Source organism: Pantoea sp. PNT03, from assembly GCF_014852515.1.
GTDB classification, from domain to species: domain Bacteria; phylum Pseudomonadota; class Gammaproteobacteria; order Enterobacterales; family Enterobacteriaceae; genus Pantoea; species Pantoea leporis.
Map to the genome: position 1 here is coordinate 385,458 of NZ_JACVBT010000001.1, position 13,843 is coordinate 399,300.

Genomic DNA, 13,843 nt, shown 5'->3' on the forward strand with positions numbered 1-13,843 from the left:
AAAAATGCCGGACCATCTGGTCCGGCGGGAAATTAGGGTAAATCAAAACATTCGGGGTGAATGAAGGTAATAATGAAATAAATGATGATAGCGAGGATAATTGTATGCTCTGGATGGGTTTGAGTTTTGTCATTCAGTGCGGAAATGTAACTAATGTAATTTGATGTTTTTAAACAATTAAAATATGTGTTGTCAAAAAGTGCTATATTTTTTACCTATCTGTGCTGGTTATTAGTTCCCCTGAATTTACATCCTGAAATAACTATTTAATACACTGAAACAGTTTTGGAAATTTAGTAGCATTTTCGTGATAGATTATTGCCCAACATAAAATAACAATGGCTTGCCGGCTGAATTTTTAATCATTCAGTTCGCAGTGGCAAAAATAAAGGCACATTAAAGAGGGTAATAAAAATGAAACGTCGCGTTCTCTCCCTGATGATTCCTGCATTGCTGGTGGCAGGATCAGCAAGCGCAGCTGAAATTTACAATAAAGATGGCAACAAATTAGACCTCTACGGAAAAGTGGACGGTCTGCATTATTTCTCTGACAACTCTGGCTCAGACGGTGACCAGTCTTACCTGCGTTTTGGCTTCAAAGGTGAAACTCAGGTGACCGATCAGCTGACCGGTTACGGCCAGTGGGAATACCAGGCTGCACTGAACACCGCAGAAAGCGAAGGCACCGCGAACAGCTATACGCGTGTTGGTTTTGCCGGTCTGAAATTTGGTGATGCAGGTTCATTCGATTACGGCCGTAACTACGGCGTGATGTACGATCTCGGCGCATGGACTGACGTTCTGCCAGAGTTCGGTGGCGATACCTACGGCGCGGACAACTTCCTGTTCCAGCGCAGCAACGGCCTCGCAACCTATCGTAATACCAACTTCTTCGGTTTAGTGGATGGCTGGAACTTCGCGGTTCAGTATCAAGGCAAAAACGATAACCCAACCGAATCTACTGGCTCTGGTCGTGATGTGTTGGGCGAGAACGGTGACGGCTACGGTCTGAGCACCACTTACGATCTGGGTTCAGGTTTCGGTATTGGTGCAGCGATGTTCCAGTCTGACCGTACCAATAACCAGAACGGTAACAATCCACGTACTGCCAACATCCTGGGTCGCGGTGATAAAGCCGAAGCTTACAGCGGCGCGCTGAAGTATGACGCTAACAACGTTTACCTGGCCGCAATGTACAGCCGTTCATACAACGCAACGCGTTTCGGCGCCAGCGATAGCGGCACCGTTTACGGTTACGCCAACAAAGCGGATAACTGGGAATTGGTGGCACAGTACCAGTTCGACTTCGGCCTGCGTCCATCTCTGGCGTTTGTCTCTTCTCGCGGCTCTGACATCGAAGGTTACGGCAGCCAGAACCTGAAGAAATACATTGATGTAGGCGCAACTTACTACTTCAACAAAAACATGTCGACCTACGTTGATTACCAGATCAACCTGCTGGACGACAACAACTTCACCGACGCAGCCGGTATCAATACCGATGACGTCGTAGCACTGGGCTTGGTTTACCAGTTCTAAGGGTGATGGAGCGTGACTTGCCGGTCACGCTCCCGTTTTCAGCAGCGCATCCAGCGCGGCACGCAGCACGTCGACCACCCGTTCCGCCTCCTCGCCAATCTGTACCTGCACAATCGCGCCCTCAACCAGCAACACAATCTGCGCCGTTTTGACCTGCTGATCGGGCATCAACTTGTCGCTGATCGCCTGCGCCATCTCACGCTTATGTTGACGAATCAGTTCGCTGGCTTCCGCTAACGTGTCGCCCAGCTCCGCGGCGGTATTGATAAACGCACAGCCGCGATAATCGTCATCCCTGAACCAGCTCAGTAACGCCGCGGGCAGCGCATCGATCAATGCCGCATGCTGATTCAGCGCATGGCGAAACGCCAGCATCCAGCGCTGATGGCGCTGCTGTAAAAACGCCAGCACCAGCGCATTCTTCGCCGGAAAGTGACGATAGAAAGTCACTTTGGTCACGCCCGCTTGCGCAATCACCTTATCCACGCCGGTGGCGCGAATGCCTTGTTGGTAAAACAGCTGCTGCGCGCACAGCAAGATACGATCGCGCGCGGAGGCGGTGGCATCAAAGATCAGAGGCTCAAGCATAAAAATTCCTGTGTTTGCATGTAGACAGAATTGTCTACATACGGCAGGATGAATCAAGTAGACAGACCTGTCTACATAATAGGGAGAAATAGCATGCTGGTGCCACCGTTCAATCAACAAACCGCATTACAGAAAGTCCGCATGGCGGAAGATGCCTGGAACAGCTGCGATGCGCAGCGTGTTTCGCGGGTGTACAGCGAAGATACGCGCTGGCGTAATCGCAGTGAATTCGTCAATGGACGCGCAGAAGTCGTGACCTTCCTGCAGCGTAAGTGGATCAAAGAGTTGGATTATCGACTGATGAAGGAGTTATGGGCGTGGCATGAAGATAAGCTGGCGGTGCGCTTTGCCTATGAATGGCATGATGACAGCGGTAACTGGTTTCGCAGCTATGGCAATGAGAACTGGCACTTTGGTGCCGATGGTTTGATGATTCAGCGATTCGGCTGCATCAACGATCTGCCGATCAGCGCAGATCAGCGTCTGTTCCACTGGCCAGCCGGCACGCGCCCGGACGATCATCCGGGCCTGAGTGAGTTGGGACTGTAGCGGTTATTGCATACCACGCCATTTTTTGGCTTTGGGTGCCGGTTGCGGCGGCGGGTTGGTGATGGCGCTCAGGCTGCCTTCCATCGCGATACCCGCCAGCGTAAAGGCCGAGAAGCTCAGCCAGTGCTGCCATTTACTGTTTTGTGTTTTGCTATTTTCCATTCTGCACCTCGCTGAAGTTCAACTCATCTTCAACAATGCAGCATTCATGCCAGCACACCGCTCTCAGCGCCACGCGGCTTGTAGCGACTTTGCTACACTGCGCCAGCGCTGAAGCGGTGCAGAAGGGTGATTTTCTGGTGCAATAATTTAACGTCGGCGTGCAGGATAGTGCTGAATCAGGCGATGGCGGTAAGTCTGCCAACATTTGAAACTGCCATAAATAAACAGCCCGGCGGTTACGGCAATAATCATATAAATCATCTGATGCTCCTGTAGGCATAACGTTGCAGGAACCGGTTATCCTGTGTCAGCGTTTATCGAACATCAAGCAGCTTTAGACTGCTTTACAAGCGAGTTATGCTTTGTAATTGGCTGTAGTAATGGGTTACAGATGAGGAATTGATGCGTTTTCAGAACATTCTGCTAATTAGCCTGCTGGCATTAGGTCTCAGCGGTTGCGAAAAAAACAGCAGCCAACCTGCGATGGTACTGGAAGGCAAAACCATGGGCACCGTGTGGCGCGTCAGCGTCGCCGGCGTTGATCCGCAGCGTAAAGCGGCGTTGCAACAGTTGATCCAGCAACAGCTGGATCGCGATGACGGCGAACTCTCGACGTGGAAAAGCGATTCGGTGCTGTCGCACTTTAATCAGTATCAAGGCAACGCACCGCAGCCGGTAAGCGCTGACATGGCGGATATCGTCACTGAAGCGCTGCGAATCGGGCATAAAACGTCGGGTGCGATGGATATCACCGTGGGCCCGCTGGTCAATCTGTGGGGTTTTGGCCCGACGAAGCAACCGGAGCATACCCCCAGCGAGGCAGAAATCGAAGCTGCTAAAGCGCGGACCGGTTTGCAGCATCTGCGCGTGATTCAGGGCGTGGACGGTCAATGGCTGCAGAAAGATCTGCCCGGCTTGTATGTCGATCTCTCCACCATGGGAGAAGGCTATGCCACCGATCATCTGGCGCGTCTGATGGAGCAGCAAGGCATCACCGATTATTTGGTTTCGGTGGGCGGCGCGGTATTGAGCCGTGGCGTCAATGCCAATCAGCAGCCGTGGCGCGTGGCGATCCAAAAACCCACCGATCGCGAAAACGCGGTGGAAGCACGCGTCGATCTGCAAGGACACGGCATCAGCACCTCCGGCAGCTATCGCAACTATTATGAACTGGATGGCAAACGCATTTCGCACGTCATCGATCCGACTACCGGAAGACCGATTGAGCACAAGCTGGTGTCGGCAACGGTAATAGCCACCACCGCGCTGGAAGCGGATGGCTGGGATACCGGTTTGATGGTGCTCGGCAGCGAACGCGCTAAAGCGTTAGCGGTGAAAGAGCATCTGGCGGTCTATTTGATCAGCAAGCAGGGCGACGGTTTTACTCACTGGATGTCGCCGCAGTTTAAAACCTTCCTCATCGATCAGGCATCTCAATAAAGGAGGCGCACATGCTGGATTTATTTAGTGACGAAGCGCCGTGGCAGGAACCGCTGGCGGATGGCGCGGTGATTCTGCGACGTCGTGCCCGCGAACAGGCCGACGCGCTGCTGGCGGCGATTCACGATATCGCCGCGAAAAATCCCTTTGCCCATCGCATCACGCCCGGCGGCCATCGCATGTCGGTGGCGATGACCAACTGTGGTGATTTTGGCTGGTCCACCGATTCGCGCGGCTATCAATATACCGAGCAAGACAGCAACAGCGGACACCATTGGCCGCCGATGCCCGCGCTGTTCCGCGAGCTGGCGCAGCAAACCGCGCGCGAAGCGGGCTTTGCCGGTTTCAACCCGGATGCCTGCCTGATTAACCGCTATGAACCCGGCGCAAAACTGACGCTGCATCAGGATAAAGATGAGAAGGATCTGCGCCAGCCGATTGTGTCGGTTTCGCTGGGATTGCCTGCGGTATTCCAGTTCGGCGGTTTCGAACGCGGCGATGCTACCCAGCGCGTGCTGCTGGAACATGGCGATATCGTGGTGTGGGGCGGGCCATCGCGCCTGCGTTATCACGGTATTCTGCCGCTCAAACCTGGCATTCATCCGCAGGCAGGCGCTTTCCGTTTCAACCTGACTTTCCGCCGTGCTTTTTAGGCATTTTTGTGGCGGCGCAATTTATTGCGTAATACATGTTAGTTAAGCCAGTGATGAGGGCGCTGGCCGGTGCCACTTTTGGGCCGGCGGTCCTCGCGCCGCTAGCGCGGTTCCTTCACTTCGTTCGTCTGCCTGACGGACCGGCGGAGACGGGACTTCCATGTCCCGGCTCCGCCTTTCGCCCGCGTCCTGCGGGCTCTCCTGGCTTCCTCGCTTCGTTCAGCGCTGCGGATTGCCGGCCCAAAAGCGGCCCCGGCCTGCTCATCAACTTCAGTGCGTATTATTGAAAAGGGCTCATTTGCCAGAGGCGCAGACGTGTCAGAGCCCGCACAGATAATGCCTTTTCAAAACAAAATACCTTCTTATCTGACAAGCATTTCGCAATAAATCGCGCTGCTACAAACTAGCGGCAAGCAACACTGTGCTCAGGCAACTATGGCATGAGAATTATTCTTGCTATCAGCCAAGGCGACATTAAACTGCAGGCTGCTTTATTGACCGCTGGAACCCTTTGATGGCATTGCTGCAAGTCGTTTTTCGCCAGTACCGCTGGCCTTTTATTGGCGTCATTCTTCTTACATTGTTAAGCGCCGTGCTTGGTATTGGTTTGATTGCCTATATCAATAATGAGCTGATTGTCGCGGTGAATACTTCGATTTCGGTGCTGCCGAGTTTCCTTGGCCAGCTGTTCCTGCTAATGGCGGTGACGCTCGGCTCCCAGCTGGCGCTGACTATGCTCGGCCATCACTTTGTCTGGCGGCTGCGCGGCGAATTCATCAAACGGATTCTTGATACGCGCGTGGAGCGCATCGAACAGATTGGCAATGCCCAACTGCTGGCCGGTCTCACCAGCGATGTGCGCGCCATCACCATCGCCTTCGTGCGTTTACCCGAGCTGATTCAGGGCATCATTATTACGCTCGGTTCGGCGCTTTATCTCGCCTGGCTTTCGCCAAAAATGCTGCTAATCACCTGCCTGTGGCTGGTGGTGACGCTGGTTGGCGGTTGGCTGCTGGTATCACGCGTTTATCAGCACATGGCTAAGCTGCGTGAAATCGAAGATGACCTGTATCGCGATTTCCAGACCATTATCGAAGGGCGTAAAGAGCTGCAGCTTAACCGCGAACGTGCGCAGCTTATTTACGACAGTGTTTATCAGGAGAATGCCAAAAGCTATCGCCACCACATCGTGCGCGCCGATACCTTCCACCTCAGCGCGGTGAACTGGTCGAATATCATGATGCTCGGCGCGATTGGCATCGTGTTCTTTATGGCGAACGGGCTGGGCTGGGCAAATACGGCGGTGGCGGCAACTTATTCGCTGACGCTGCTGTTCCTGCGCACACCGCTGTTGGCGGCGGTCGGCGCCTTGCCTACGCTGCTCAGCGCGCAGGTGGCGTTTCGCAAGCTCAACAGGTTTGAACTGGCGCCCTATGAAGAAACGTTCAAGGCGCTGCCAAAAGTCAGCGACTGGCAAACGCTGGAGCTGCGCGACGTCTGCTTCCACTACGGTGAGCACGGATTCCAGGTTGGGCCGATCAATTTGACGCTGCGCCGCGGCGAGCTGGTGTTCCTGATTGGCGGCAACGGCAGCGGAAAATCGACGCTGGCGATGCTGCTCACCGGCCTCTATCAGCCGCAATCGGGCAGTTTGCTGCTGGATGGCAAGGTGGTGGATTGGCAAAACCTCGATGCTTATCGCAAACATTTCTCGGCGGTGTTTACTGACGTGCATCTGTTTGATCGCCTCATCGGCGATCAAGGGCAGCCAGCCAATCCTGCGCTGGTGCAGCAGTGGCTGGAGCGTCTGAAGATGCAGGACAAGCTCAAGCTGGAAGGCAACAGAGTGCTCAATCTGCAACTGTCTAAAGGGCAGAGCAAACGTCTGGCGCTGCTGCTGGCAGCCGCCGAAGAGCGCGATATTCTGTTGCTCGACGAATGGGCGGCGGATCAGGATCCGCATTTCCGTCGCATCTTCTATCGTGAGCTGCTGCCATGGTTACAGGAATCGGGTAAAACGGTGTTCGCTATTAGTCATGACGATCACTACTTTATTCACGCCGATCGCTTGCTGGAGATGCGCGAAGGTCAACTAAGTGAGTTAACCGGTAACGAACGCGAGATGGCAACGCTGGATGCGGTGCAACGTACCGATACCGGCCATTAACGCCAGCCGGGAAAGCTTAGCAAAAACCCTTATTGGGCAAGAAGTTGCGGAGTGAGTAAAGTCACTCCCAGCAGAAATCCTCGTTTCTGCGTCCCTGGAACACTTTTCTGTCGTCTTGTGTTGTCACCGGCTCAGGTTTATTTCTGAGCCGGTTTTTTATTTTGTCGGGAGTGGATGCGTCAGCAGCGTAATCACGCGATCTCCAGCCAGCCAAAAACGCGCCTGCAGCAGCGCTTTGGTGGTGAAATACTCATCAAAATCCTGACACAACCGCAGCGTTGCACGGCCTTGCTGCACGTCCAGTTCCAGCACTTCCGCCTGAAGAAAATCCATTGGCTGATGCAATTGCGGCCACAGCGCTTTGTACACACTCTCTTTCAATGAAAACAGCAGTGTAGCGGCCTGGGCAAAGGGCATAGGCCGCGCCAGCAGGCGCTGTTTTTCCGCCGGGCTCATCAACATCCCAGCGGTTTCATCGGCGGTTTCCTCCGCCATAATCTGCTCAACATCCACACCCACGCACAGTGGCTCGCGCGTCGCAGCCATCACCGCAACGCTGTGCGTATGCGACAGCGACGCCTGAATGCCGGCGGGCCACAACGGTGAACGATCGGGCGCATTACACAACACAAAGTGCGGTAAACCGAAGTGCGCAAAGTTTTGCTGCACCAGCCAGCGACTCGCCAGATGCTCGGCTTTGCGTTTCGTCACCGCGCTCTGTAGCGACGCGGGCAGCGGCAGTTGCCACGCCTGGTGCAATTCAGCATGCCAGTGATGTTGATCGAATTCGCACCAGGCGATCGGCAATGTATCCAGCGACATGCCAGCAGCGCGGATAAACGGGGAAGAGGGCAGGGCAAGCGGCGTTTCAGAGGCGAACATAAAAAATCACGGCTGACGGAAAACGTAGTTTTACCAGCCAGCCGGATGGAGAGCAAGCCAAAGGGGCTCGCCTACTTTTAGTTATTTGGCGGAATAGCCATGCCTTTAATCTGCACCACGAAGTGCTGATGGCCTTTGGTGATGCGCGCACCGCGATCGCACCAGCGCGAGGCGAGACGGAAGAAATCGTCGCTGCCGATATCGTAAGCCAGTTCAACTTTATTGATACCCGAGTGCAGGAGTTCTTCCGCATCCTGCAGGTTTTTTGCTTTGATGACCATAATGGTTTCCATCGAAAAAACAAGAGCCCTAAGAGTAAGAGAAGTCTGTGACAGTTTTGTTTCAATTTGATGAAGCGCTGTAACATTTATCCAGAAATGTGATCTGGCTCGGGTTGAGTTGCTTTCGGTAAGTTACTGATTAAAAGTCAATAATCAGCATTTCTTTGGCGATAATCTGAGAATGCTTTATTGCATGGAAAACATATGAAATCGCCAGACTTTATATTCTGCCTTTACTTCCAACATATATGAATTACCATATGTAATAGATTTTTACTGGAACCTGGCCCAATGCTCCCTGTTCAACTTTTCAAACTGCTTGCCGACGAAACGCGTACGACCATCGTTTTATTATTACGAGAAGCCGGAGAGCTGTGTGTCTGCGATCTCTGCACCGTTACCCAACAATCACAGCCAAAGATTTCACGCCACATTGCCTTGCTGCGCGATGCTGAGCTGATTCTGGATCGACGTGAAGGCAAGTGGATACACTATCGCCTTTCTCCGCATATGCCGGCCTGGGCTGCATCGATTATCGATACGGCCTGGAATAGCCAGCGTGAGGAAGTGCGTGAGTCGCTGAAGAACGCCGCTGCTACGGGTTGTGAATAATCATTAAACACATTTGATTATTCGAATGCATTGGAGGCGTGATGTTTCTGGCAGGCGCAATATTTGTTTTGACCATCGTGTTTGTTATCTGGCAGCCGCGCGGCCTGAGCATTGGCTGGACAGCAACGATAGGGGCTTTACTGGCGCTGGTGACCGGCGTTATCCAGTTAAACGATATTCCCGCTGTGTGGCATATCGTCTGGAATGCGACAGCGGCTTTTATCGCCGTCATTATCATCAGCCTGTTGCTGGACGAATCCGGTTTTTTTGAGTGGTGCGCTTTGCACGTAGCGCGCTGGGGAAGTGGGCGAGGGCGGCTGCTTTTCACCTATATCGTGTTGCTCGGTGCATGCGTTGCCGCGCTTTTCGCCAATGATGGTGCGGCTCTGATATTGACGCCGATCGTCATCGCAATGCTGCTGGCACTGGGCTTTAGTAAAGGTGCAACGCTGGCTTTCGTCATGGCAGCAGGATTTATCGCCGATACCGCGAGTTTGCCGCTGATCGTATCCAATCTGGTTAACATCGTTTCCGCAGATTTCTTCAAATTGGGATTCAACGCTTACGCGGCGGTGATGGTTCCGGTTGATATTGCCGCTATTATCACCACGCTGATAGTGCTGCACCTTTTCTTTCGCAAAGACCTTCCCGCCAGCTATGAGGTTTCACGCCTCAAACTACCAGCTGAAGCCATAAAAGATCCCGCTACCTTTAAAGCCGGTTGGCTGGTGCTGTTGTTGCTATTGGTGGGATTTTTCCTGCTGGAGCCGCTGGGCATTCCAGTCAGTGCTATCGCCGCACTGGGCGCGTTAATTCTGTTTATCGTTGCCAAAAGAGGTCAGGCGATTAACACCGGTAAAGTGTTACGCGGCGCGCCCTGGCAGATCGTGATTTTTTCGCTCGGCATGTACCTGGTAGTTTATGGCCTTAAAAATGCCGGGCTGACGCAACATCTCTCTGACTTACTCAACCTCATTGCCAGCCACGGCTTATGGGCCGCCACCTTGGGTACCGGTTTGGTGACGGCGCTGCTTTCTTCAGTAATGAATAATATGCCAACGGTGCTGATTGGTGCGCTGTCGATTGATGCCAGCAGCGCGCAGGGCGTGATAAAGGAAGCGATGATTTATGCCAATGTTATTGGTTGCGACCTGGGGCCAAAAATTACGCCGATTGGCAGTCTTGCCACATTGCTATGGCTGCACGTACTCGACCAGAAGAACATCAACATTAGCTGGGGTTATTACTTCCGCGTGGGTGTCGTGATGACATTGCCCGTGCTGCTCGTCACCCTTAGCGCGTTGGCCCTGCGCCTAACGTTGTCCCATTAGGAAGAGAGCACCATGACTGACATCACCATTTATCACAATCCCGCTTGCGGCACATCGCGCAACACGCTGGCGTTAATACGCAATAGCGGCATTGAACCCGCCATCATTCTCTATCTTGAGACTCCGCCAAATCGTGAGCAACTTAAGGCGTTGATTAGCGCGATGGGGATCGATGCGCGCGCTTTATTACGCAAAAATGTCGAACCCTACGAAAAATTGGGTTTGGCTGAAGAGCGTTTTAGTGACGAGCAACTCATCGAGGCGATGTTGAATTATCCCATCCTGATTAACCGTCCGATTGTTGTCTCCCCGCTGGGAACGCGTTTGTGCCGGCCTTCAGAAGCCGTGCTCGATATTCTTCCCGATGCGCAGCAGGGCGAATTCAGAAAGGAGGATGGTGAGAAGGTGATAGATAAGCACGGAAATCGAATCGTTTAGGCCGAATTAGAAACAATAAAAAAAGCAGCCATTAAGGCTGCTTTTTTTGGCTTTTGGTTGGCACGAGAGGATTTGAACTTCCGACCTTGGACACCTCATATGCTTAGGGCGTTTCCATCACTTAGCTAGGGGGCAAAGTGAGTAAGGGTGATGGGAATGTTTCTATAGTAGAGATATTAGTGTGATTAAGATCAAATTTCCGACAATTGAGAAGTGTATAAATACGTCAACTTATTATTCGCCACGAATAAACCGAGCCCTGACGAGATTTTCAATTCGGAAATTAACAAATGAAAAATACTATGCTTGCTTTACTGGTAATGAGTTCATTTTCTACCGTGGCTGCTGACTTATCTCAGGCACAGGAAGCAGTAAGCCACACAGACCGCTACGGCGATTCGATTAACAACCGTCCAGAGGGTTCGGCGGGTGTACGTGGCGATTCACAGGATACTATGGGCGCTGCTATTGGTGCTGAACGAGCTCAGGCCCATGCTGATTTGAACAGTGCTCAAACTGTTAGCCAGAATCGGGCCGCTAACATGGCTGCCGTAGCTCGTGCTGATCAGGCCCAAGCTGTAGCTGACCGGTACGGTGATATTTCTGCACATCCTGCAGTAAATCAGGCTCCATACGCTACGCCTACTAAAACCCCTACGGCTGTTCCGAACATGCAGCCTCAAGCCGTACCGCAAGCAACACCACATAAAACACCATCTTACAGTGTGCCTACTCCTACAGCACAGTTAACGCCCCAGATCGCACCTAATGAACAGTTAACTCCTTCCTACAGTGTTCCGACTGTTAAGCAACAGCTCACCCCGCAAGCCGTACCAACCAAACAACCTCAGATTACCGGTGCTTCTTACCGTGCCTATATCAATCAGCTTGAGCAAGCACAAACAATAAACGTCGCTGTTAGCAGCCTGAAACCTTCAACACTGGTTAACGTCACTGTGAACGGGATAACTAAAACTACAACGGCTGGGGTTATTGCGGCTGTTAATCCATCCGTACAAGTTGCAGTCCCACACGTTCCCGCGTTTCAGGTTAATACGGGCAAAGGTTCCAAAAATGATAAGGCTTCATCACATTCTTTTGGCGGTAGCGGTAATGGTGCTAATAATGCTGCTAACACTAATAGCGCTCACGGCTTAGGCGGTGGGCCGCATATTGGTGGCGGTTCAGCGATGGGCGGTGGATTCCACGGTAGCTGGTAAGCGAGAAAATTCAGATATGAAAAAGGGATTATCTCGAAAGATAATCCCTTTTTTCGAAAGGATTTTGGTCGGCACGAGAGGATTTGAACCTCCGACCCCGGACACCCCATGACCGTGCGCTACCAGGCTGCGCTACGTGCCGAACGTGGAAGAATATTACTGTTTCTACGCACGATTGCAATATGAGCCGCATTTAACTGCCTCATAATTAATCAGTTTGCGACGAAACGCTTCTCTTCCGTCAGCACCTGCAGTAACAACGCCAGCTGCGGTTTATGATCCTTCAGTTTGTTACCCTGCGCATCGTAAGCGCTGTAGCTGCCATTGTTATTCAGCACCAGCGTCACGGTTGGCGTGGTCACTACCAGCTTGCCATCTTCGCTGCTCGCCACCCAATCGTGGCTGCGTTGTGCGGCAAACAGATCTTCACCCTGTGAGAAGTTACCGGGATTAGTGCGCACGTGCAGTAAACGCTGCATCAGCGTGGTCATCACATCCTGCTGATCGGTCAGGCGATCGATGGTTTGCGCTGGCGTATTCGGCCAATGCACCACCAGCGGCACCTGTAACGTCGCACGGTTACCTGGATTGTCATCGTTGCTATCCAGATTGACCGCACGCTGCGCCGTGATCACCACCACGGTATTTTTCAGCAAATCGCGATCCTGCAAGGTTTGCAGCACCGCCTTAATCTGCTCGTCGACACCGCTTGCCTGACGCGTATAGCTACGCTGGCGCGCTTTTAGGTTGTCGCCATTGACCGTCACACCGTTAAGGGCAATCCACGAGAACCACGGCGCATTGTTTGATTTGTGGCCATTGAGCCAGTTCTGCCACTGCGTCACCGTGGTGCTATTCGGTTGGGTGTCGGCCTGCGGCAGCGAGTAATCGGCTAACAAAGCCTGACGATACAGCGGTTGGCTGAAGCCGTCCGATGAGAACAAGCCAAACTGATAGCCTTGCGCGTTCAGCGCATTCAGCAGCACGGAAGGCGTACGCGACGCTAACACGCCATCCATATAGCTGGAAGAGATGCCGTAGAACAGACCAAATAACCCTTTTTCCGGCTGTAGCCCCGCGCTGAAATGCTGGGTGAAGCGCACGTTCTCACTGGCGAATTGATGAAGCGACGGCAGCGCTTTTTCCACCGTGGCGTTGTTCAGACCATCAACGGTTAGCACCAGCAGATTGTGGCGCGTACCGCCATCGCGGAAGGTAATGTCACTCAGTGGATACTGCACTGACAACGCTTCCGGATCACCCTGTTGCACCAGACGGCGCTGATACTCTTGCGCATCCAGCAAACCGTGACGCTCAAGGAAGCGACGCGCGGTCATTGGATAGGAGAGCGGCAGGTTGGCGCGCTGCATGGTAATTGGGCGATAGAAATTGGCATCGGCCCAGATATAGAGCAGATGACTGGCGAAGAAGGCGCTGATAAACAGCGCAGCCAGCGGTTTGCCGAACGAGCGCCGATTAAGGCTGCGCAGCTTTTGCCAGCTCCAGGTCGCGAACAGCATTTCGACGAGGAAAATCAGCGGCACGCTGATAAACATCAGCTGCCAGTCGCGCGCCATCTCGCTTTGATCAGGGTTTATCACCAGCTCCCACACCACCGGATTGAGGTGCAAGTGGAAGCGGCTGAACACCGCGCTGTCGACCATAATCAGCGTCAGTCCGGCGGTGGCGACAATCGCCGACAACACCCTAAGCAATCGCTGTGACATCACCACGAAAGTGAGCGGGAAGATGATGAGCAGATAACCGGCGAAGACGATGAAACTGAAATGACCGATCCAGCTGGTATAGGCATAGATACGTCCCGCGAGTGACGCGGGCCAGTCGGCGACCAACAGGTAGCGGCTGCCTAAAATTAACGCGAAGATAATATTAAACAGGGCAAACCAATGCCCCCAGCTGATCATCTGGGAGACTTTTTCACGGTAGCGCTGCCGGTTGGTTACCATATTATGAGGTCAAA

General features: G+C 52.9%; 14 protein-coding genes and 1 tRNA gene. 9 read left to right on the forward strand and 6 right to left on the reverse strand.

Annotation, left to right across the window (positions count from 1 at the left end):
* Window positions 1-414 precede the first annotated feature (414 nt).
* Window positions 415-1,539, forward strand: coding sequence for a porin OmpC (gene ompC / locus IB226_RS01925; protein WP_101763675.1), 1,125 nt, complete (start codon window positions 415-417; stop codon window positions 1,537-1,539).
* A 24-nt stretch (window positions 1,540-1,563) separates the two neighbouring features.
* Here ompC and IB226_RS01930 read toward each other — a convergent pair whose 3' ends face one another.
* Window positions 1,564-2,127 carry a TetR/AcrR family transcriptional regulator gene (locus IB226_RS01930; protein WP_192233291.1) on the reverse strand — a complete coding sequence of 188 codons (564 nt, stop codon included), beginning with the start codon at window positions 2,125-2,127 and terminating at the stop codon, window positions 1,564-1,566.
* 93 nt (window positions 2,128-2,220) lie between these two features.
* On the opposite strand from IB226_RS01930, the gene IB226_RS01935 reads away from it, so the two are divergent.
* Entirely contained in the window at window positions 2,221-2,676 is a 456-nt protein-coding gene (locus IB226_RS01935; protein ID WP_192233293.1) for a nuclear transport factor 2 family protein, read from the forward strand.
* 3 nt (window positions 2,677-2,679) lie between these two features.
* On the opposite strand, the gene IB226_RS01940 is transcribed toward IB226_RS01935, so the two are convergent.
* A complete protein-coding gene (locus IB226_RS01940) occupies window positions 2,680-2,838 on the reverse strand; it encodes a hypothetical protein (protein WP_192233295.1) in 159 nt (52 codons plus the stop codon).
* Window positions 2,839-3,240: 402 nt separating this feature from the next.
* Here IB226_RS01940 and apbE point away from each other — a divergent pair, with 402 nt between their 5' ends.
* The 3 genes from apbE to IB226_RS01960 all read left to right on the forward strand — a co-directional run bounded on the left by apbE (window position 3,241) and on the right by IB226_RS01960 (window position 7,098).
* The gene (gene apbE / locus IB226_RS01950) at window positions 3,241-4,278 is read left to right on the forward strand and encodes an FAD:protein FMN transferase ApbE (RefSeq protein ID WP_192233298.1); all 1,038 of its coding nucleotides are present in this window, start codon (window positions 3,241-3,243) and stop codon (window positions 4,276-4,278) included.
* Between the two features lie 11 nt (window positions 4,279-4,289).
* Complete coding sequence (gene alkB, locus IB226_RS01955) at window positions 4,290-4,931, forward strand: DNA oxidative demethylase AlkB (protein ID WP_176973725.1); 642 nt, start codon at window positions 4,290-4,292, stop codon at window positions 4,929-4,931.
* Window positions 4,932-5,445: 514 nt separating this feature from the next.
* A complete protein-coding gene (locus tag IB226_RS01960; RefSeq protein ID WP_110866591.1) occupies window positions 5,446-7,098 on the forward strand; it encodes a multidrug ABC transporter permease/ATP-binding protein in 1,653 nt (550 codons plus the stop codon).
* A gap of 156 nt (window positions 7,099-7,254) precedes the next feature.
* On the opposite strand, the gene IB226_RS01965 is transcribed toward IB226_RS01960, so the two are convergent.
* Window positions 7,255-7,980, reverse strand: coding sequence for a 4'-phosphopantetheinyl transferase (locus tag IB226_RS01965; protein WP_192233300.1), 726 nt, complete (start codon window positions 7,978-7,980; stop codon window positions 7,255-7,257).
* Window positions 7,981-8,057: 77 nt separating this feature from the next.
* The gene (locus IB226_RS01970) at window positions 8,058-8,261 is read right to left on the reverse strand and encodes a hypothetical protein (protein ID WP_008105079.1); all 204 of its coding nucleotides are present in this window, start codon (window positions 8,259-8,261) and stop codon (window positions 8,058-8,060) included.
* A gap of 291 nt (window positions 8,262-8,552) precedes the next feature.
* On the opposite strand from IB226_RS01970, the gene IB226_RS01975 reads away from it, so the two are divergent.
* The 4 genes from IB226_RS01975 (at window position 8,553) to IB226_RS01990 (ending at window position 11,862) form a co-directional block, all read left to right on the forward strand.
* Window positions 8,553-8,873, forward strand: a complete 321-nt coding sequence (locus tag IB226_RS01975) for a metalloregulator ArsR/SmtB family transcription factor (RefSeq protein WP_101763682.1) — start codon at window positions 8,553-8,555, stop codon at window positions 8,871-8,873.
* A gap of 41 nt (window positions 8,874-8,914) precedes the next feature.
* Window positions 8,915-10,204 carry an arsenic transporter gene (locus tag IB226_RS01980; RefSeq protein WP_192233302.1) on the forward strand — a complete coding sequence of 430 codons (1,290 nt, stop codon included), beginning with the start codon at window positions 8,915-8,917 and terminating at the stop codon, window positions 10,202-10,204.
* Window positions 10,205-10,216: 12 nt separating this feature from the next.
* Window positions 10,217-10,642, forward strand: coding sequence for a glutaredoxin-dependent arsenate reductase (gene arsC / locus IB226_RS01985; RefSeq protein WP_192233304.1), 426 nt, complete (start codon window positions 10,217-10,219; stop codon window positions 10,640-10,642).
* A 290-nt stretch (window positions 10,643-10,932) separates the two neighbouring features.
* Window positions 10,933-11,862, forward strand: a complete 930-nt coding sequence (locus tag IB226_RS01990; protein ID WP_192233306.1) for a hypothetical protein — start codon at window positions 10,933-10,935, stop codon at window positions 11,860-11,862.
* Window positions 11,863-11,927: 65 nt separating this feature from the next.
* Here the strand turns inward: IB226_RS01990 and IB226_RS01995 are convergent.
* Window positions 11,928-12,004: transfer RNA gene (locus IB226_RS01995), tRNA-Pro, on the reverse strand.
* A gap of 70 nt (window positions 12,005-12,074) precedes the next feature.
* Window positions 12,075-13,829 (reverse strand): LPS biosynthesis-modulating metalloenzyme YejM, encoded by a 1,755-nt coding sequence (yejM, locus tag IB226_RS02000; protein ID WP_192233308.1) that lies wholly within the window; start codon window positions 13,827-13,829, stop codon window positions 12,075-12,077.
* Window positions 13,830-13,843: the final 14 nt, after the last annotated feature.

Bases quoted from the DNA above. Each gene is read 5' to 3' on its own strand.
- ompC (WP_101763675.1), top strand. From the start codon at position 415: ATGAAACGTCGCGTTCTCTCCCTGATGATTCCTGCATTGCTGGTGGCA.
- IB226_RS01930 (WP_192233291.1), bottom strand. From the start codon at position 2,127: ATGCTTGAGCCTCTGATCTTTGATGCCACCGCCTCCGCGCGCGATCGT.
- IB226_RS01935 (WP_192233293.1), top strand. From the start codon at position 2,221: ATGCTGGTGCCACCGTTCAATCAACAAACCGCATTACAGAAAGTCCGC.
- IB226_RS01940 (WP_192233295.1), bottom strand. From the start codon at position 2,838: ATGGAAAATAGCAAAACACAAAACAGTAAATGGCAGCACTGGCTGAGC.
- apbE (WP_192233298.1), top strand. From the start codon at position 3,241: ATGCGTTTTCAGAACATTCTGCTAATTAGCCTGCTGGCATTAGGTCTC.
- alkB (WP_176973725.1), top strand. From the start codon at position 4,290: ATGCTGGATTTATTTAGTGACGAAGCGCCGTGGCAGGAACCGCTGGCG.
- IB226_RS01960 (WP_110866591.1), top strand. From the start codon at position 5,446: ATGGCATTGCTGCAAGTCGTTTTTCGCCAGTACCGCTGGCCTTTTATT.
- IB226_RS01965 (WP_192233300.1), bottom strand. From the start codon at position 7,980: ATGTTCGCCTCTGAAACGCCGCTTGCCCTGCCCTCTTCCCCGTTTATC.
- IB226_RS01970 (WP_008105079.1), bottom strand. From the start codon at position 8,261: ATGGTCATCAAAGCAAAAAACCTGCAGGATGCGGAAGAACTCCTGCAC.
- IB226_RS01975 (WP_101763682.1), top strand. From the start codon at position 8,553: ATGCTCCCTGTTCAACTTTTCAAACTGCTTGCCGACGAAACGCGTACG.
- IB226_RS01980 (WP_192233302.1), top strand. From the start codon at position 8,915: ATGTTTCTGGCAGGCGCAATATTTGTTTTGACCATCGTGTTTGTTATC.
- arsC (WP_192233304.1), top strand. From the start codon at position 10,217: ATGACTGACATCACCATTTATCACAATCCCGCTTGCGGCACATCGCGC.
- IB226_RS01990 (WP_192233306.1), top strand. From the start codon at position 10,933: ATGAAAAATACTATGCTTGCTTTACTGGTAATGAGTTCATTTTCTACC.
- yejM (WP_192233308.1), bottom strand. From the start codon at position 13,829: ATGGTAACCAACCGGCAGCGCTACCGTGAAAAAGTCTCCCAGATGATC.